The organism is Nonomuraea sp. NPDC050536 (assembly GCF_044457685.1).
In the GTDB taxonomy this organism is placed as follows: Bacteria; Actinomycetota; Actinomycetes; order Streptosporangiales; family Streptosporangiaceae; genus Nonomuraea.
This window is the reverse complement of sequence record NZ_JBITHD010000025.1, coordinates 85,386-103,897: the sequence shown is the minus strand read 5'-3', so window position 1 is coordinate 103,897 and position 18,512 is coordinate 85,386. Positions and strand designations below refer to the sequence as shown.

Below are 18,512 nucleotides of genomic sequence, written 5' to 3'. Positions count from 1 at the left end.
CGCGCCCCGTCCACTCCACGCCCTACACCCCGGCAAGCCTGCGCACTCCACAGCCTCGACGCCACCGCGCCTCGCTCTCTCGGGCGTGTGGTGACGGGATCTGTCGGTGGCGGTGGTTACGGTGTGGGGCATGGGCGAGATCGAGCGGATGCTTGTCGCGGCCGACGCGGGTGCGCTGGGCTCGGCACTGCGGGCTGATCCGGCGGTGGCCACCTCGGCCGTGGGTGGGCTGGCGCCGCTGCTGGTGTTGCTGCGGCGATCCACGGGGGCCGTGCCTGCCGTACAGGAGTGTGCGCGGCTGCTGCTGGAGGCCGGGGCAGATCCGGGCAGCCACACGGTCGAGCAGGACGGCGAAGGGGTGCGGACCGCGCTGCTCGACGCGCTCGAGCGGGGCGATCTGGCGCTGGTGCAGCTGCTGGTCGAGTACGGCGCGCCGCCCGACGACGACGCGTTCTACCACGCGTGCGAGCAGGGCGACACCGCTTTCCTCGACACCCTCCACCGGCCCGGGTTCGAGCGCATGGTGGCGCACAAGCTGGACTTCGAGGACGCGGCCGGGCTGCGCTGGTTCCTCGATCACGGGGTCGACGTCGATGCCACGCGGGCGCTGCACCACGCGATCGCCCGGGGCCGTGGCACGACCATCCTGACGATGCTGCTGGACGCCGGCGCCGACGTGAACCTCCCCTGGGACCGCTGGGACGTGGGCCGCCTGCCGCTCGCGCTGGCCGCCCGCTGCGGCCATCTGGCGGCCTACGACCTGCTCACCGCCCGGGGCGCCCGCGCCGACCTGGATCCCATCGACGCGGCCGTGCTGGCCGTGGCCAGGGGCGAGTCGGTCCGCCTGCCCACGGCGCCACCTCCCGCTCTGGGCCTTCCCGACAAGACGGACTTCGGGTGGATCCTCGGCCAGTTCGCCGTCCTCGGCCGGACGGACGTCCTGCGGTCTCTGCTGGACGCCGGCTGGCCGGTCGACACCCGCGGCTGGAGCGACTTCACGCCGCTCGACCAGGCCGCCATGCACGGCCGAGCGGAGACGGTCCGCCTCCTGATCGCCCGCGGGGCCGACCTCGACGACCGCGCCTTCGACGACCACGGCCCCACGCCCCTCGACTGCGTCCTCTGGGCCCTCCGCAACAACCGCGCCGACGACGGCGACTACGTCGAGACCATCCGAGCCCTCCGCGAAGCAGGCGCCCCCACCACCCACACCCCACCCACCGGCGACCCCACCATCGACTCCCTCCTCACCACCCCATAACCCCCTACTCCCACGACCACCCCCACCCGATGCCAGCAGGCGATGGGATGGACTCGGAGAGGCTGGGAGGGGCTGGGGGGTGGGGGTCGGGGAGGTTGGGAGGGGTGGTGCTGGAGTGTTGGAGGGTGCCGGAGGGGAGCCAGGCGTGGTCGCCGGGGGTGTAGGTGATGCCGGAGATCTCCAGTGAGCCCGCCAGGACGAGGAGTTCCTCGCCTGCCAGGTAGTGGCCCGGCCTGGTGCGCCTCCAGCCGGTCGGGAAGCGCACCAGGGACGTGGCCTCGTCGAGCCGCGACAGCCGTACCGGACGGTCGGAGCCGGGAAGCAGCACGTCGTGGCCGGGCAGAGAGCCCCCGAGCAGGTCTATCAGCAAGCCAGCATCCTGCCCGCCCAGCCCCGCCCCACGCCTGCGCCGCGCGTCAGCGGCGCTTGAGGTGGCGTTTGAGGATGGTGCGGATCGTCAGCAGGAGAACGACGGCGACGATCTGGCCGCCGAGCACGATGCGGTTGACGTCCACGACGGGCTGCCACCGAACGTCCCCGTCCTTGATCACGAACACCCCGGCGGGCGCCGCGCCGAGGCCGAACCCGGCGCCGCCGCCCTCCGCTTCCGCCTCCCCCTTGCCCATGCCCCCGCCGCTGCCCTGGATGACCTTGGCGACGGGGATGACGGTGACGTCCCCCTGGTGGATCGGTTCCCCGAAGACCCGGCCGACGGTCGCCGCGTCCTTCGACTTCTCCACGAGCTGCATGATGTCCATCTCCCCACTCTCGCGTCAGACCCGCCGCAACACCACCATCTCGCTGCGGTAGTCCTCGCCCGAGTGGAACCAGGTGGGCAGAAGGAGGCCGTGGTTCATCAGCGTGGCGCCGTGGGCCCGCGATTCCCCGTAGGCGTAGACGGCGGAGGGGTCCAGCCCGGTCAGACGTACCCGCCGGGGCGGCTGCTTGGTGAGGCCGTAGGGGTGGTAGGCGAGCACGACGACCTGAGAGTCCAGGACGTACTGCACGGCCGAGGCGGTGACGCCGGGCTGCCCGAAGAGCCGGTGGAGCCGCCCGTGCTGGACGGTCTCGCGGACCTCCTTGTAGGCGGCGATCAGCGAGCGCGCTTCGTCGAGCGAGGAAGCGGACCAGGACCGCAGGTCGCCGCCGACGCCCAGCGTGCCGGCCATCGCCACGTGGAAGCGGTAGCGCAGCGGCACCGACCGCCGGGTCGCCGCGTTGGGGCTGTCGGTCACCCAGCACGACATGGCGCCGGCCGGATACAGGTAGGAGAAGCCCTGCTGGATGGGCTGCCGGTCGCGGGCGTCGGTGTTGTCGGAGGTCCACACCTGGTCGGTGCGGCGCAGGATGCCGAAGTCGACGCGCCCGCCGCCGCCCGAGCACGACTCGATCCGCAGCCGTGGGTGCCGCCTGCGAAGCTCGTCCATGACCGCGTAGACGCCGCGGGTGTGCTCGATCCACAGCAGGTCGCCGGGGCCGGCCTGGCTGAAGCTGCGGTTCATGTCCCATTTGAGGTAGGCCAGGCCGTACTCGCGCACGAGCCGGTCGAGCCAGTCGACCGCCCAGGCGCGCACGTCGTCGCGGGCGAAGTTGAGCACGAGCTGGTTACGCATGGTGTCGCGTCTCCGTGCCGGGTAGTGCAGGACCCAGTCGGGGTTCTTGCGGTACAGGTCGCTGTCGGGGTTGACCATCTCGGGCTCGACCCACAGCCCGGCCTGCATGCCCAGCTCGCGCACCCCGTCGAAGAGCGGGCCGAGCCCGTCGGGGAAGCGGTCGGGGTTGGGGTGCCAGTCGCCCAGGCCGCGGGTGTCGTCGGTGCGCGCCCCGAACCAGCCGTCGTCCACCACGAACAGCTCCACGCCCAGGTCGGCGGCCCGCCGGGCGAGGTCGAGCTGGCCCTCCTCGGTGACGTCGAACCAGGTGGCCTCCCAGGAGTTGTACAGCACCGGCCGCACCTCGCCGGGGGTGGGCAGCACGTGCGCCCTGGCGTAGGCGTGCCAGGCCGCGCTGGCCTGGCCGTACCCGCCGTCGGAGTAGAGGCCGAGCGCGGCCGGCGTGCGCAGTGTCTCGCCCGGGGCCAGCGGCCAGGTGAGCCCCTCGTGGCCGAACCCGGCGCTGACGGCGACGTCGCCTTCCGGGCGGCGCTGGGTGGTCATCCGCCACGACCCGCTCCAGGCCAGGGCGACCGTCCAGACCTGGCCGCGCTCCTCGTCGGCGTCGCCGATCATGATCCACGGGTTGGCCTTGTGCGAGGTGGTGCCGGTGCGGCTGCCGAAGGTGGTCTCCCCCACCGGCAGCTCGCCGTGCTGCAACTGCGTCTCGTAGGCCCAGCCGCCGGCGGCTCCCACGAACCGGGCCCCCGCCTGCTCGGGGATCACCCAGCTGCCGGAGTCCAGCCGCTGCAGGCGGATGATCGACGCGGACTCGTTGGTCACGCTCACCCAGCGTTCGAGCACGTCGGTGTCGTCGTGTAGGCGCAGGTGCAGCCCGACGCGCAGCCCGTAGGCGTGGTCGCGCAGGACGAGCTCGAGCGAGTTCTCGCCATGCACGGCCTCGTCGAAGCTCAGCTCGACCGAGCGGACCCCGCCCTCGTAGACGGCCTGCAGCGCGGGCACGCCCCAGCGCCGCCCGCCGTCGACGGGCAGCAGCTCGGTGATGTCGTCAGGGTCGAGGAATCCGGTCTTGATCCAGCCGGGCGCGTGCTCGGTGACCTCCGGCAGGGCGTCGACGGGCAGTCGCGGCCCCCAGTACCACTGCACGACCCGGGCCTCCTCGAAGACCCCAAACACATATGCGGATTTATCCGTCAAAGCCGCCCACGTCTGGTCACGGCCGGATACGGGGATGATGGGCATGCCAGAGATCGTCGGCCGCGAGCCGGGCACCCGTCAATGATCACAGGTCACGCAGTACGCCCAGCGGCGGTCTCCGGGCGACCCGTACGGCGAGCAGTCCGGCGGCCGCCAGCGCGAGCACCGCGATCGCCGCCAGGATGCCCAGGTAAGCCCATGGGATCGCCAGGTGGCTGGGCGGCGGGTCGAACACCCCGCCGAGCACCGTGACCAGCATGCGTGACAGCGCCCACCCCGTCAGCGCGCCGAACGCGGCCGTGCCCAGCCCGACCAGCGCCACCTCGGTCCACACGAACCCGCCCAGCTGCCGTCCCCGGGCCCCGAGCACGGCGGCCAGCGCCAGGGTCCGCCGCCGCTCGGCGAACCCGAGCGCGAGCAGCAGCCCGGTGGCGGCCACGGCCAGCAGCAGCGCGCACGACAGCTCGATCCCGGTGAGCCCGGTCAGATCGACCGCGGTGAGGCTGGAGCCGAGCACCCGCCTGGTGGTGTCCAGGTCGCTGAGGTGCGCCTGCGGTCCCAGGGCGCTGCGCAGCCGGGCGGCCACCTCGTGCGGCGCGGTGCCGTCGGTGGTGACCAGGTAGGTGTCGACGGTGCCTGACCCGGTCTTGGAGGCGATGTAGGAGGCGTTGGCCACCAGGAACCCCTCGCGTGTCGCGGTGGGGAACTCCTCCACGACCCCGGCGAAGCGGAAGGTGATCGGCGGCCCGTCGCCGATCCGAAGCCGCAGCTCCTCCCCCATGTGCAGCTGGTAGTCCGCCACGGTGGCCTTGCTGGCCAGGATCGCGTCGGGGCTGGCGGCCAGGCGGCCGATCACCTCACGGGCGTCGTCCCCGTCGAAGTAGTCGTCGTCGAGCCGGGTGGTGTCCAGCAGCGTGCTGGGCCGCACGCCGTACAGGTCCTTCAGGTCGGCGCCGACGTAGGCGACGCGGTGTTGCAGCGGCTCGACCGTGCGCACGCCCTGGATGGAGCGGATGGAGCGCTCGTCGGCGCCGGGCGCGTGGCTGACGGTGACGTCGGCGCCGTTGGTGAGCTTGGCGTCGGCCAGTGCCTGCTGCCGGTAGGTGGCGGCGAAGGTGGCCGTGGAGACGGCGAACACCACGGCCAGCGCGGCGATCGCGACGGTCCTGCCCACGGCGGACCGCCGCCGCGCGATCGTGGCGGCGACGGTTCCGGCCAGACCGCGCGCGACCGGCCTGGCGAGCCCGCGCAGCAGGGATCGCGAGCCCGCCAGGTGCCTGGTGAGCCGCCAGATGAGCAGCCCCGCGCCCGCCCACAGCAGCGCCGGCCCGGCGAAGGCCCAGTAGCCGACCGACACGTGCGGCACCCCCTGGGCCGCCGTGACGAGCCGGTATCCGGAGCGTCCCGTGACCAGGAACACGGCCGCCGATCCGGCCAGCAGCCACAGGTCGAGCCCGTAGCGCAGCCAGCGGGGCGCCGGCTGCCCACCGACGCTCCTGCGCGCGGCCACGACGGTGACGCTCCTGGCATCCCGTACGGCGGGCAGCACCATGGCCACCACCCCGGTCCCCGCCGCCACGGCGCCGGCCGCCACCGCCCACGCCGCGGGAAGCCCGGCGCCGACGACGTAACGGTCGAGCGGCGCCGCCAGCCCGAGCCCGGCCGCCGCGCCCAGGGCGCCGACGGCCAGCGCCTCCGCCAGCGCCAGGCGGACCAGGGCGCCGAGCCCGGCCCCGCGGGCGCGCAGCAGCGCCTGCTCGGCCCGCCGCCGCTGACGGCCCGCGGCCGCGATCGAGGCGGTCAGCAGCACGGCCAGCGCGGCTCCTGGCAGGCCGAGGAAGAGGAACAGGGCCGTGGCGTACTCGGCGTCCTCGCGGGCCGAGTCGAGCGCGCCGCCCAGGTTGTCGCCGACGAGCGCGCCGCCCGCGGTCCGCGCCTCGAAGGCGCGTGCCCGGTCGGTGACCTGGTCGTAGGCGGTGGCGGGATCGGGGTCGAGGTCGTGGGCCAGCCGTACGTGGAACTGCCAGCGCACGTCGGTGCCGAACAGCTGGGTGAAGCGCTGCCCGGGCATCAGCAGCACGTCGGCGGGCGGCTGGCGGTCGGGCGCGCCGACGGTCTGGAGGAACGTGGCGGCCTCGGGCAGCTCGACCACGCCGTCGATCTTCATGGTGACGTCGGGGTGGTCGGCGCGGCGCAGCGTGATGGACTCGCCCGGCTTGGCGCGCAGGGCGGCGGCGGCCGGCTGGGCAAGCAGCACGCCGCTGGCGGCCCCGGCCAGGGGGCGCAGCTCGCCGGGGAAGGCGGTGGTGTAGTCGGGGGGCAGCCCGACCACCTCCCCGTCGCCGGTCTCGGCGGCGTCGGACTCGAAGCCGGCGACCGTGGCGTAGCCGACGGGCCTAGCGGTGATGATGCCGGAGTCCTGCTGGGCGGCCTGGGTGACGGCGCCGGGGTCGCCGTCCCTGGTGACCTCGATCTGCCAGTCGACCGGCACCCGCTGGATGGAGCGGACGGTCATGGTCGACTGGGCGGCGGACAGGAAGGCGCCGAGCGAGGCGAGCAGCGCGGCCGTCAGCGCGACACCGGCGGCGGTGGCCAGCAACCGCAGCGGCCGCCGCCGGACCAGGCCGCGCAGCCAGATCAGCATGGCGGGTCCTGCGGGGTGGCGTCGCGCAGCGTGCCGTCGCGCATCTCCCAGCGGCCGGGCAGCCGGGCGGCGATCGCCTCGTCGTGCGTGGCCACGACCACGGCGACTCCGGTGCGCGCCAGCGCGGCGAGCAGGTCGGCGATCTGGCGGGCCCGGCCGGAGTCCACCCGGCCGGTGGGCTCGTCGGCCAGCACCAGGTCCGGGCGCCCGGCCAGCACCCTGGCCAGCGCGACCCGCTGGGCCTGGCCGCCGGACAGTTCCTCGGGCAGGCGCCGGGCCAGCTCGGCCACGCCCACCGACTCCAGCGCGCGCATCGCCTCCCGCGTGGCCTCCTGCTCGGTGCGGCCCGCGATCAGCAGGGGCAGCGCCGCGTTCTCCAGCGCGTCGAGCGAGGGGACCAGGCTGTCGCCCTGGAACACCATGCCCGCGCGCACGCCTGCCCGCCGTACCTCGCCGTCGGTGGGCTCGTCGAGCCCGGCCAGCAGGTGCAGCAGCGTGGTCTTTCCTGAGCCCGAGGGGCCGGTGACGGCGATCGCGTCGCCGGCGGCGACGGCGCAGCTGACGCCGTGCAGGGCGACGACGGAGCGGCGGCCGCGGCCGTAGACGCGGCCCACGTCCACGCAGCGGACCAGCTCGCTCACCGGACACGCCCGTCGAGGAGCGACACGACTCGGTCGGCGAAGCGGCGGACCGCGGCGCTGTGCGAGGCGATCACCACGGCCGTGCTGTCGCCTGCCAGCTCGCGCACCAGCCGCAGCACGTCGGTCTCCCTGCCGCGGTCGAGCTCGCCCGTCGGCTCGTCGGCCAGCAGCACCGAGGGCTTGTTGGCCAGCGCCACCGCCAGCCCCGCGCGGGCCGCCTCGCCGCCGGACAGCATCGCCGGGCCGGCCAGCGCGCGGTCGGCCAGCCCGACCCGTTCGAGCAGTTCGTCGCGCCAGCGCCGCCCCGCCCTGGCCCGGGCGCGCCCGCCCCAGTCAGGGCCGCCGGTGTGCCGGGCGGGGTCGAAACGCTGGGCGAGATCGATGTTGCCGCGCACCGACAGGTGCTCCACGAGGTTGCCCGACTGGAAGACCACGCCGATGTGCCGGGCGCGCAGCGCGGCGCGCTCCCGCTCGGGACGGTGGCTGATGCGCGTGCCCGCCACCCACACCGCGCCGCCGTCGGGCTCGTCCAGCCCGGCCAGGCACGAGATCAGCGTGGACTTGCCGGCTCCCGACGGCCCGGTGACCGCGACGATCTCGCCGGGTTGGACCTCGATCGAGACGCCGCGCAGAGCCTTGACCTCCTCATCGCCCGACCGATGAAAGCGGTAGAGCTCATCGGCGAACAGCAGCATGCAGGAAGGCTAGGGCGGGGCCGGTCAGCGTCGGCTGAGCGCTGTGTTAGCGCGGTGTTTACCTTTCTGGTACGGCTGGGCCAGCACCTGCAGCCGGTCGAGCAGCACCATCGCCAGCGCGCTCCCGACGCCGAGCAGGACGAGCGTGGCCCACGGCAGCCAGGCTACTCCCCAGGCGCCCGCGCTGTCCCAGATCACGCCGGTGACCAGGCTGCCCACGGTGATGCCGAGCCCGGAGACGGTGGCGTAGACGCCGTAGTGGGTGGCCACGAGGCGGCCGCGCGCCAGCCGTACGATCACGTCCATCTCGAAGGGCAGGATGAGCATCGTGCCGAGCGCGAGCAGGGCGGCGGTGGCCAGCATGGGCAGCGTGGCCAGGTGCTCGGCCAGCTCCTCGAAGCCCAGGTCGGGCGCCGAAGGGGTGGAGAAGGCCACCATCGGCACGAACGCCAGCCCCAGCACGGCCACGCCGGCCGCCATCGCCCTGGGCGGCGTCCAGCGCTTCGAGGCCCAGGTGCTGACCCGCTTCTGGCAGGTGATCACCAGCACGGCGGACAGGGCGAACATCTCGCCCATCCCGATGTTCTGCTCGGGACCGAGGGTGCGCTCCATCACCAGGGGCAGCGCCAGGTAAACCTGGAAGGCCAGCACCGCCGAGCCGACCATGGCCAGCGAGAAGCACAGGAACGCCTTGTTGCGCAGTATCGGCCCCCACCGCACGGGCCTGGCCTTGCGCCGCTTCTCGGCGCGGGGCAGCCAGATCGCCTGCACCACGGTCAGCACCGCGAACACGGCCGCCGCGACCATCGCGATGCCGGGGAACGGCAGCCACGACAGCGCCAGCCCGGCCAGCGGCCCGAGCAGCAGCCCCGCCTGACCGGCGATGTTGAAGCGGGCGAAGGCCTCCACGCGCCCCTGCCCCGCCGCCTGCGACACCAGCGTGCGCACCCCGGGGTCGAACAGCGCGCCGGCGAACCCGGTCGCCGCCGCGGCCAGCACCAGCGCCGGCACCCCCGTGGCCACGCCGAGGAGGGCGAACCCGATGGTGCGCAGCGAGCATCCGGCGATGACGGCCGCGCGGCAACCAAGCCGGTCGGACAGGTACCCTCCCACCAGCGACAGGCCTCGCTGGCTGGCGTTGCGGACCCCGAGCACGACGCCGAGCACCCAGGCGGCCATGCCGAGGCCGTGGCTGAGATGGCCGGCGAGGTAGGGCATGAGCAGGTTGAAGCCCAGCTTGATCGCGAACTGGGACAGGAGCAGAAGACGCATAGTAATCGAAAGACTACGGAGCGTTAGATCAGTGAGAGGTTAGCGGGTGGCTTACTTCGTTCTGGCAGGCTGGGCGCATGACGCGTGAGCCCGGAGGAACCCCGCTGCGGCGCCGGGTCCTGGTGGCGATGGTCGGGGTGGCGTCGCTGGCCGTCGTGCTGTTCGCCGTGCCGCTCGCCCTGTCGCTCGGCACGCTCTACCGCGACGAGACCGCGGTCTCGCTGGGCCGCGACGCCGCCTGGATCGCCGCGAACGTGCCGGACGAGCCGCTGGGCAACGCCTCGATGGCACTGCCCTCGGGCGTGCCGCACGGGCTGACGGTCGGCGTCTACAGCTCCGAGGGCAAGCTGCTGTACGGGCACGGGCCCGCCGCGTCCAAGGTGGTGCGGAACTCCGTCGACGGGCGGCCGCACGAGGCCGTCGAGGACGGTTACCTGGCGGTCTCCGCGCCGGTGCCGACCGACGAGCGGGTCAAGGGCGTGGTGCGGGTGGCCACGCCGTACGACACGATCGAGCGGCGCGTGCACAAGTCGTGGATGCTGATGGGCGGGCTGGCGGTCGTCGTGGTCGGGCTGGCGGCGGCCTTCGCGCTGAGCCAGGCGGCGCGGCTGGCGCGGCCGCTGGAGCGGCTGACGCGGGCCGCCGAGGCGTTGGGCTCGGGCGACTTCTCCATCCGGGCGCCGCACTCGGGGGTGCTCGAGGCGGACGTGGCCGGGCAGGCGCTGGCCGCGACGGCCCGGCGGCTGGGCGACGTGCTGGCGCGCGAGCGGGCCTTCTCGGTCGACGTGTCACACCAGTTGCGCACCCGGCTCACCGCCACGCTGCTCGGCCTGGAGTCGGCCCTCGCCCGCCCGGACGCCGACCTGCGCGCCGCGATCGAGACCGCGCTGACGCGCGGTGAGCAGCTGCGCACGACGGTGGAGGACCTGGTACGGCTCACGCGCGACGGCGGCCACGGCGACGCCGCCCCGCTGGACGTGGTGGCGCTGCTCAACGACATCCGCGACGACCGGCACGGCGAGGCGGTCACCGTCAACGTGCCGATCGGGCTGCCGCACGTGGCGGCCTCGGTGGCGGCCGTGCGGCAGGTGGTGCAGGTGCTGCTGGACAACGCGACCGAGCACGGCGCGGGCGAGATCACCGTGGACGCCGCGGACCTGGGCGACGCCGTGGCGATCGAGGTGTCCGACCGCGGTCCCGGAATCCCGGAGGGGGTGGACCCGTTCGTGCGCAGGCCGGACGCGCGCGAGGGACACGGCATCGGGCTGGCGCTGGCCAGGTCGCTGGCCGAGGCCGAGGGCGGCAGGCTGGTGCTACGGGCGTCGTCACCGCCGGTCTTCAGCCTGCTGCTGCCGGTCAGTCAAGCTCGTACCGGTAGCCGCGGCCACGCAGCGTCGTGATGCGCTGCGGGTCCTCGCCGTGCTCGGCCAGCTTGCGGCGCAGCGCGAACACGTGCACGTCGAGGGTCTTGGTGGGGCCGAACCAGTTGGCGTCCCACACCTCGTCCATCAGCTCCTCGCGGGTGATCACCTCGCCGGCCCGCCCGGCCAGCACCGCCAGCAGGTCGAACTCCTTGGGCCGCAGCGACAGCTCGCTCCCGGACACGAACGCCCGCCTGCCGGGCAGGTCGAGCGTCAGCTTGCCCACCGACACCGTCCGCTCCTCGCCGGGCGGGGCCTGGCGGCGCAGGTGGGCGCGGAGCCTGGCCAGCAGCTCGGTCAGCCGGAACGGCTTCATCAGGTAGTCGTCGGCGCCGGCGTCCAGCGCGACCACGACCTCGAACTCCTGGGTACGCGCGGTCAGCACCACGATCACGGTGTGCGGCAGCACCACGCGGAGCCTGCGGCACAGCGCGACGCCGTCCACGTCGGGCAGGCCCAGGTCGAGCAGGATCAGGTCGGGAGGGTCGAGCTCCGCCTGGTCCACGGCGGCGGCGCCGGTCGTGGCCAGCGCCGCGCGGTAGCCGCTGCCGGTCAGCGCCTGCGCCAGCTCGGGACCTATCTCCGGATCATCCTCAACGACCAGGACGTGCGTCATGCGCCCGATGCTATCCGCGCCAGCAGCCCGTCCCACCGTCCTCCGACGGATCGCAGGTCGTAGCGGGTCGCGGTGCGCCGGGCCGCCGCGCCGAGCTTGACGCGCAGGTCCCGGTTCTCGATCAGCGCGCACACGGCCGCGGCCAGGGCCTCGACGTCGCGCGGCGGGACGAGCACGCCGTCCATCCCGTCCGTGATCATCTCCTGCGGCCCGATGGGACAGGCGAACGAGACCACCGGCAGGCCCTTGCTCATCGCCTCGATGATCACCATCGGCAGCCCCTCGGAGCGGGAGCTCAGCACGAACATCCCCGCCGCTGCCAGCTCCTCCCCCACCCGGTCGGTGCGGCCCATGAGGAACGCGCCGTCTTCCAGGCCCAGCTCCGCGACCTGCTTGCGCAGCCTGCCCAGCTGCGGCCCCGAGCCGAAGACCCGCAGTGTCCAGTCCGGGTGCCGCTGCCTGACCAGCCGCCACGCCTGCAGCAGCAGGTCGTACCCCTTGATCTTGTCCAGCCTGCCGAGCGCGACGGCCACCTTGCTGTCGGGCGAAGCCAGGCCGCCGTCCAGCGGGGTGAGCGCGTTGGGGATGCGCACGACCGTGGCGCCGGGGACGGCCCGGGCGAAGCGCTCCTCGTCGTCGTGGGTGAGCACGACCACGGCGGACAGCCTGCCGTACCTGCGCTTGATCACCTTGCGGAGAGGCGCCGGGTAGGCGGCGAAGTGGCGGTGCTCCTGTCCGATGGTGACGACGCCGGGCGGGGCGAACGTGGCGGCCATGAGGTTGAGCGAGGGCCTGGTCGTGATGAGCACCCCGCCGCGCAGCGAGCGCAGGTAGCGCAGCAGGACCAGGTCGGTCCACAGGGAGCTGAGCCCGTGGACGTGCTCCGACTCCGGCACCAGGACGCTCCCGCGGCGCGACAGCAGCCGGTAGAGCCCGCCCGGCGGGTCGAGGCGGTCCTCCAGGTACGACAGCCGCACGCCCGGCGGTACGGGGAAGAACGGCTCCGCCCGGGTCCGGACGACGCTCACGATCTCGACCTGCCGGGTCCTGGCCAGGTAGCCGGCCAGGTTGTAGACGGAGCGGATGGTGCCGCCCATGCCGTTGGCGTGGAACAGGATGAACCGCACCGTTCCGGCGTCCGGTGGCGGCGCCTTCCTGGCACGCCGGCGGTTGGCCAGGTTCAGCAGCCACAGCAGCAAGCGCTTCACATCTTCTTTACTACTACATAATTGGTAGTAGTCGTGGTGTGGGTGCAGGATGGTCCGGTGATGACACGCTCACCCGGCCGTCGTGACCGGGGAGACCTGGAGGCCGAGGTGCTGGCGGTGCTGGCGGCCGCCGGGTCGGCGATGACGCCGCGCGAGGTCGCGGCCAGGCTGGCCGGACCGCTGGCGTACACGACGGTCATGACGGTGCTGTCGCGGCTGCACGACAAGGGCGCCGTCACGCGCGAGCGGGCCGGACGCGCCTACGCCTACTCCTTCCAGCGCGACGAGGATTCGCGGCTGGCCGCGCAGATGCGGCGCCTGCTCGACGGCGGCACCTCCAGCGAGCGGGTGCTGTCGCACTTCGTGGGCGAGCTGTCGGCGGAGGAGGAGTCGCTGCTGCAGCGGCTGCTGCGCGAGGCGGGCGGGCCGTGACGTGCGCGTCGACGTCTACCTGCCGCTGATCACCTCGCTGCTGCTCGGGCTTTCCGCCTCCCGCCTGGCCAGGTGGCTGCCGCCCGCCACGGCGACGCGGGCGCTGCTGGCGGCCGGGCTGGCGGCGGCGGTGAGCACGCTGTACGCGCTGGCGCTGCTCGCCTGGACGCTCGCGGCGGAGATCCCGCTGGTGGCCTCGCTCGGCGGGTGGTCGTTCCTGGCCTGGGCGCGGCTGGATCCTGTCGCGCCGCCGGTGGCGGCGCTCGCCGCGCTGGGGCTGGTGGTCTGCGGGGTACGGCTGGCCACGGCGATACGGCGGCACCGGCTCTCGTACGCGGCCGTGGCTCGGCTGGGGCGCGAGCTCGCCGGGTCCGCGGAGGGGCCGCTGGTCGTGGTGCCCTCCGACTCGCCCGAGGCGTTCGCGTTGCCGTACGGGCGGGGCCTGGTGGTGGTGTCGAGCGGGATGCTGGCGGCGCTGTCGCCGGCGGAGTGCGGGGTGCTGCTGGCGCACGAGCACGCGCATCTGGCGCACCGTCATCACCGCTACCGGGCGCTCGCGGGCTTCGCGGCGTCGGTGAACCCGCTGCTGGGCTCGCTGCCGCGGGCGGTCCGCTTCGCCACCGAGCGGTGGGCGGACGAGGAGGCGGCCACGATCACGGCCGACCGGGCGCTGGCGGCCCGTGCCCTGGCCCGCGCCGCCCTGGCCGGCCTGGCCTCGCCGGCGCGGGAGGGGCTCGCCTACCACTCGTGCGACGTCTCCGACCGGGTCAGCTCCCTGCTGCGGCCCATCCCCCGGCGACGCCCGCTGCTGGTCGTCGCCCTGGCCGCGCTCATCTGCGTCACGCTCTGGGCGCCGGTCGACGCCAACGCCGACTCCGACACGCTGCTCAACTCCGCCTGCACCGCCTCCTGCGACGTCTAGCCCCTTCGCGACCCGGACTGCTGCCTGCGACCCGCCTCCGCAGGCGCGCGCCCTTTTCCATGTCTCCTCCGAACATGACTGCTGTGCTCTCAGTGGCTTTTCGAACAGAAATATTGTTCAATACGTGGCATGGTGAGCACCGAGCGGATGCGGCTGATCAGGGACGCCGTTCGCGAGGCAGGGCAGCTGGGCGTGGGAGAGCTCGCCGAGCTGACCGGCGCCTCGGAGATGACGATCCGGCGTGACCTGGAGATCCTGGCCGAGCAGGGCGTCCTGGAGCGGTATCGGGGCGGCGCCAGGAGCGTGCTGCTGCGCGGCCAGGAGCCGCCGTTCGCCTGGCGGGCGGGCGAGAACACCGAGGCCAAGCGCAGGATCGCCGCGGAGGTCGCCGAGCTGATCGCCGACGGCGAGTCGGTCGTCATCGACAGCGGCACCACGTGCCTCGAGGTCGCCCGCGCCCTCCACGACCGCCGGTTGACCGTGATGCCGCTGTCGCTGCACGCCGTCAACGCGCTGACCGGCGGCCCCCGGCTCACGCTCCTGGTCCCCGGCGGCCAGCCCCGGCCGGGCGAGCTGGCCCTGACGGGGCCGCTGACCCAGGCCTCGCTCGGCGCGCTGCGCTTCGACACGGCCGTGCTCGGCTGCTGCGGGCTGACCGCCGCCGACGGCATGACCTCCCACGACCTGGCCGACAGCGCGATCAAGCGCGCGGCGATCGCCTCCGCCCGCCGCGTCATCGCGGTCGCCGACGGCGCCAAGTTCTCCCGTACGGCTCTCGCGTTCGTCGCCCCGATCTCGGCGCTGCACGCGATCGTCACGGACCAGGCCGCCCCCGACTCCGAGGTCGACGCGCTGCGGGCGGCCGGGGTCACCGTACGAAAGGTATGACCACATGACGGACTCGATCCTCTTCGACCTGTTCGGCGTCATCGCCCGCAACCAGTCGCCCGAGAGCAAGGACCATCTGTGCCGTACGGCCGGCGTCACGGATGGCTCCGGGGGCGGTTTCTGGGACGCCTACTGGTCGCTCCGCCCGCCGTACGACCGCGGCCAGGTCACCGGGCACGAGTACTGGGACCAGGTGGGCGATGCGCTCGGCACGCGCTTCTCCCCCGCCCGCGTGGACGCCCTCATCGCCGCCGACATCGCGAGCTGGGACGACGTGGACGACGCCATGGTCGCGCTCATCGACAAGCTCGCCGCCTCCGGCCGCCGCCTCGCCCTCCTGTCCAACATCCCCGAGGACCTGGCGGCCCACTACGAGGCCCACCACCCCTGGATGGGCCACTTCGACCCCCGCGCCTTCTCCTGCCGCATCGGACACGCCAAACCCTCCCGCGACGCCTACCTCTGGTGCCGCGACGCCCTCGCCGTCCCCGCCGACCGGATCCTGTTCGTGGACGACCGCCAGGACAACATCGACGCCGCCCAGTCGATCGGCCTGCGCACGCACCTCTTCACCGACGCCCCGCACCTGGCCACCACCCTCAACCTCTGACAGCTGCGGAGGCGGGCTACTCGAAGGTGGTGGAGATCTCGTGCCAGCCGCCGGGCGCGATCTTTTCCGCCGCCTGGGGACCCCAGGTGCCGGGCGCGTAGGGCAGGGGGCGGTCCGGGAGATCGAGGATGGGGGCGACGATGCGCCAGGACTCCTCCACCAGGTCGTAGCGGACGAACCTGCGCGGGTCGCCGCTGACCGCGTCGGCGAGGATGCGCTGGTAGGCCGCCTCCAGCGGGCCGAGGACCTTGGTGAAGTCGACGCTGACCGGCACAGGCCGCGTCCGGTCCTTGCCCGGTTCCTTGGCCAGGAGGTCGAAGGTCACCCCGGCGTCTGGCTGCAGGCGGAAGCGGATCAGGTTGTGCGCGGGCGACGCCTTCTCCGCCCCCTTGAAGTAGGTGACCGGCGGCTTGCGCAGCTCGGCCACGATCTCCAGGTCCGTCGTCGGCAGATTCTTGCCCGAGCGGATACAGAAGGGCACCCCCGCCCACCGCCAGTTGTCGACGTAGGCCCGCAGCGCCACGTAGGTCTCCGTGGTCGAGCCGGGCTTGACGCCATGGGTGTCCAGGTAGCCCTCGTACTGCCCGCGCACGACGTCGTCGGGGTCGATCTGCTTGACGGCCCGCAGCACCCGCCACTTCTCGTCGATCTGGGCGCGGGCGTCCTTGGAGGGCGGCGCGTCCATCGCCAGGAACGCCAGGACCTGCAGCAGGTGGTTCTGCACGACGTCCCGCACGGTGCCGTTGGCGTCGTAGAAGGCGCCCCGGTCGGCGACGTCGAAGTCCTCGGCCATGGTGATCTGGACGCTGCGCACGAAGTGCCGGTTCCAGATGGGTTCGATCATCGTGTTGGAGAAGCGGAAGACGAGCAGGTCCTCCACGGGCTCCTTGCCGAGGAAGTGGTCGACGCGGCGCAGGTGGTCCTCGTCGAAGTACTTCAGCAGCTCGGCGTTGAGCTCCCTGGCCGAGGCCAGGTGGTGGCCGAAGGGCTTCTCGACCACGAGCCTGGCGTCCTGGTTGAGCCCGGCCGAGGCCAGCCCCGAGGCCACGACCGCGAACAGGGACGGCGGCACCGCCAGATAGTGCACCAGCGGCCCGAGCCCGGAGACCTCATCGCGTAGCCGCTCGAAGGTCCCCGGATCCTGGTAGTCGCCCGCCACGAGCCGCAGGTTCGAGGCCAGCTTGTCGAACCCGGGGTCGGAGACGTTCCCGCACGCCGTACGGGCCTGCTCGATGAGAGCATCCTTGTCCAGGTCGGTCTTGGCGACGCCGATGATCGGCAGGTCGAGCACCCCGTCGGCGGTCAGCCGGTAGAGCGCAGGCAGCAGCATCTTGTGGGCCAGGTCGCCCGTGATCCCGAACAGGACCAGCGCCCCCGCGTCTCCCATGATCAGACCCGCCTTCCCCGCAGTTCACGATATTTCCGGACCAGCTGCTCGGTGGACGCGTCCGGGAAGGACTCGGGCGGCTCCTCGGACGTCAGCACGGGAGCCAGGTCCAGCGCCATCTTCTTGCCCAGCTCGACCCCCCACTGGTCGAAGGAGTCGATCCCCCAGATCGTCCCCTCCACGAACACCGTGTGCTCGTAGAGCGCGACCAGTTCTCCCAGCGTATAGGGCGTCAGCTTGGGCGCCAGGATCGTCGAACTGGGCCGGTTGCCCGGCATGACCTTGTGCGGCACGACGGCGGCGGAGGTCCCCTCGGCGGCGATCTCCTCGGCGGTCTTGCCGAAGGCCAGCGCGGAGGTCTGGGCCAGCAGGTTCGCCGTGAGCAGGTCCTGCATGCCCTCACGGTCCTCGAAGGGCTCGGCGAAGCCGATGAAGTCGGCGGGCACGAGCCGCGTGCCCTGGTGCAGCAGCTGGTAGAAGGCGTGCTGCCCGTTGGTGCCCGGCTCGCCCCAGAAGATCTCGCCGGTGTCGGTGGTCACGGGCGCGCCGTCGGCCCGCACGGACTTGCCGTTGGACTCCATCGTCAGCTGCTGCAGGTAGGCGGGGAAGCGGTGCAGCCGCTGACTGTAGGGCAGCACGGCCCTGGTCTGCGCGCCGAAGAAGTCGTTGTACCAGATGCCGAGCAGGCCCATCAGCACCGGCAGGTTCGAGGCGAACGGCGTGGTGCGGAAGTGCTCGTCGATCGCGTGGAACCCGGCGAGCATCTCGCGGAACCGCTCCGGCCCGATCGCGATCATCAGGGAGAGCCCGATGGCGCCGTCGTAGGAGTAGCGGCCGCCCACCCAGTCCCAGAAGCCGAACATGTTGGCGGTGTCGATGCCGAACTCGGCGACCTTCTCGGCGTTGGTCGACACGGCCACGAAGTGCTTGGAGACCGCGTCCTCGCCCAGCGCGCCGACCAGCCATTCGCGCGCCACCCGGGCGTTGGTCAGCGTCTCCAGGGTGGTGAACGTCTTGGAGCTGACCACGACGAGCGTGGTGGCCGGGTCGAGGTCGGCGAGGTTGCCGGTGATGTCGGCCGGGTCGATGTTGGAGACGAAGCGCGCCGTGATCCCCGCGTCGGCGTAGTCGCGCAGCGCCTCGTAGGCCATCGCGGGCCCCAGGTCGGAGCCGCCGATGCCGATGTTGACGACCGTCCTGATCGGCTCGCCGGTCGCTCCGCGCCACTGCTGTGTGCGCACGCGCTGCGCGAAGTCGCTCATCTTGTCCAGTACGGCGTGCACATCCGCGACGACGTCCTGCCCGTCGACCACGAGCTTGGCCTCGGCCGGCATGCGCAGCGCGACGTGGAGCACCGCCCGGTTCTCGCTGACGTTGATGTGCTCGCCGGTGAACATCGCCTCGATGCGATCACGCAGCCCGGCCCGCTCGGCCAGCCGTACCAGCAGGTCGAGCGTCTCGGCGGTGGCCCGGTGCTTGGAGTAGTCGAGGTAGAGGTCGCCGCCGGTGGCGGCCATCCGGGTCGCCCGGCCCGGGTCCTCCGCGAACAGCTCCCGCAGCGTCCTGCCCGCCAGCTCCTCGTGGTGCTTGGCCAGAGCCGCCCATTCCTGGCTCTGGGTGATGTCGCCGCTCACGTTTCCTCCTCGGGCCGTCAAACCGATCACAATCATCCCGTAACCGAGTACCCGTTCAGGTTGTTTCCGTG

17 protein-coding genes are annotated in these 18,512 nt (G+C 72.9%); 6 read left to right on the top strand and 11 right to left on the bottom strand.

The window, feature by feature from the left end:
• Positions 1-130: 130 nt before the first annotated feature.
• On the top strand, positions 131-1,261 hold the full coding sequence (locus tag ACIBHX_RS44770; protein WP_397074135.1) for an ankyrin repeat domain-containing protein: 1,131 nt from the start codon (positions 131-133) through the stop codon (positions 1,259-1,261).
• Between the two features lie 4 nt (positions 1,262-1,265).
• Here the strand turns inward: ACIBHX_RS44770 and ACIBHX_RS44765 are convergent, their stop codons facing one another.
• From ACIBHX_RS44765 to ACIBHX_RS44735, 7 genes are read right to left on the bottom strand one after another with little or no spacing between them, the layout of a single operon-like run.
• Complete coding sequence (locus ACIBHX_RS44765) at positions 1,266-1,631, bottom strand: hypothetical protein (protein ID WP_397074134.1); 366 nt, start codon at positions 1,629-1,631, stop codon at positions 1,266-1,268.
• Positions 1,632-1,677: 46 nt separating this feature from the next.
• Positions 1,678-2,019: a spore germination protein GerW family protein gene (locus ACIBHX_RS44760; protein ID WP_397074132.1), complete on the bottom strand. Its 342-nt coding sequence runs from the start codon at positions 2,017-2,019 to the stop codon at positions 1,678-1,680.
• Positions 2,020-2,034: 15 nt separating this feature from the next.
• Complete coding sequence (locus ACIBHX_RS44755; RefSeq protein WP_397074131.1) at positions 2,035-4,116, bottom strand: alpha-galactosidase; 2,082 nt, start codon at positions 4,114-4,116, stop codon at positions 2,035-2,037.
• Positions 4,117-4,156: 40 nt separating this feature from the next.
• Positions 4,157-6,715, bottom strand: coding sequence for an ABC transporter permease (locus ACIBHX_RS44750; protein WP_397074129.1), 2,559 nt, complete (start codon positions 6,713-6,715; stop codon positions 4,157-4,159).
• Positions 6,709-7,356, bottom strand: a complete 648-nt coding sequence (locus ACIBHX_RS44745; protein WP_397074127.1) for an ABC transporter ATP-binding protein — start codon at positions 7,354-7,356, stop codon at positions 6,709-6,711. Before ACIBHX_RS44745 ends, ACIBHX_RS44750 begins: the two co-directional genes overlap by 7 nt.
• Positions 7,353-8,051 (bottom strand): ABC transporter ATP-binding protein, encoded by a 699-nt coding sequence (locus tag ACIBHX_RS44740; RefSeq protein WP_397074126.1) that lies wholly within the window; start codon positions 8,049-8,051, stop codon positions 7,353-7,355. The genes ACIBHX_RS44745 and ACIBHX_RS44740 overlap by 4 nt, the downstream gene beginning before the upstream one ends.
• 24 nt (positions 8,052-8,075) lie before the next feature.
• Entirely contained in the window at positions 8,076-9,323 is a 1,248-nt protein-coding gene (locus ACIBHX_RS44735) for an MFS transporter (RefSeq protein ID WP_397074124.1), read from the bottom strand.
• 77 nt (positions 9,324-9,400) lie between these two features.
• Between ACIBHX_RS44735 and ACIBHX_RS44730 the strand changes: the two genes are divergently transcribed.
• Entirely contained in the window at positions 9,401-10,723 is a 1,323-nt protein-coding gene (locus tag ACIBHX_RS44730) for an ATP-binding protein (protein ID WP_397074123.1), read from the top strand.
• Here the strand turns inward: ACIBHX_RS44730 and ACIBHX_RS44725 are convergent.
• Entirely contained in the window at positions 10,680-11,360 is a 681-nt protein-coding gene (locus tag ACIBHX_RS44725; protein ID WP_397074122.1) for a response regulator transcription factor, read from the bottom strand. The genes ACIBHX_RS44730 and ACIBHX_RS44725 overlap by 44 nt on opposite strands.
• Entirely contained in the window at positions 11,357-12,568 is a 1,212-nt protein-coding gene (locus ACIBHX_RS44720) for a glycosyltransferase family 4 protein (protein WP_397074121.1), read from the bottom strand. Before ACIBHX_RS44720 ends, ACIBHX_RS44725 begins: the two co-directional genes overlap by 4 nt.
• Positions 12,569-12,628: 60 nt before the next feature.
• Between ACIBHX_RS44720 and ACIBHX_RS44715 the strand changes: the two genes are divergently transcribed.
• The 4 genes from ACIBHX_RS44715 to ACIBHX_RS44700 all read left to right on the top strand — a co-directional run bounded on the left by ACIBHX_RS44715 (position 12,629) and on the right by ACIBHX_RS44700 (position 15,420).
• Positions 12,629-13,000: a BlaI/MecI/CopY family transcriptional regulator gene (locus tag ACIBHX_RS44715; RefSeq protein ID WP_397074119.1), complete on the top strand. Its 372-nt coding sequence runs from the start codon at positions 12,629-12,631 to the stop codon at positions 12,998-13,000.
• A 1-nt stretch (position 13,001) separates the two neighbouring features.
• Complete coding sequence (locus tag ACIBHX_RS44710; RefSeq protein WP_397074118.1) at positions 13,002-13,922, top strand: M48 family metalloprotease; 921 nt, start codon at positions 13,002-13,004, stop codon at positions 13,920-13,922.
• A 129-nt stretch (positions 13,923-14,051) separates the two neighbouring features.
• A complete protein-coding gene (locus ACIBHX_RS44705) occupies positions 14,052-14,810 on the top strand; it encodes a DeoR/GlpR family DNA-binding transcription regulator (protein WP_397074116.1) in 759 nt (252 codons plus the stop codon).
• A 4-nt stretch (positions 14,811-14,814) separates the two neighbouring features.
• Positions 14,815-15,420 (top strand): HAD family hydrolase, encoded by a 606-nt coding sequence (locus ACIBHX_RS44700; RefSeq protein ID WP_397074115.1) that lies wholly within the window; start codon positions 14,815-14,817, stop codon positions 15,418-15,420.
• A 16-nt stretch (positions 15,421-15,436) separates the two neighbouring features.
• Here ACIBHX_RS44700 and zwf read toward each other — a convergent pair whose 3' ends face one another.
• Together zwf and pgi are read right to left on the bottom strand one after the other, a co-directional pair.
• Positions 15,437-16,807, bottom strand: coding sequence for a glucose-6-phosphate dehydrogenase (gene zwf, locus ACIBHX_RS44695; RefSeq protein WP_397074114.1), 1,371 nt, complete (start codon positions 16,805-16,807; stop codon positions 15,437-15,439).
• Positions 16,808-16,809: 2 nt separating this feature from the next.
• Complete coding sequence (gene pgi, locus ACIBHX_RS44690) at positions 16,810-18,477, bottom strand: glucose-6-phosphate isomerase (RefSeq protein ID WP_397074112.1); 1,668 nt, start codon at positions 18,475-18,477, stop codon at positions 16,810-16,812.
• Positions 18,478-18,512 lie beyond the last annotated feature (35 nt).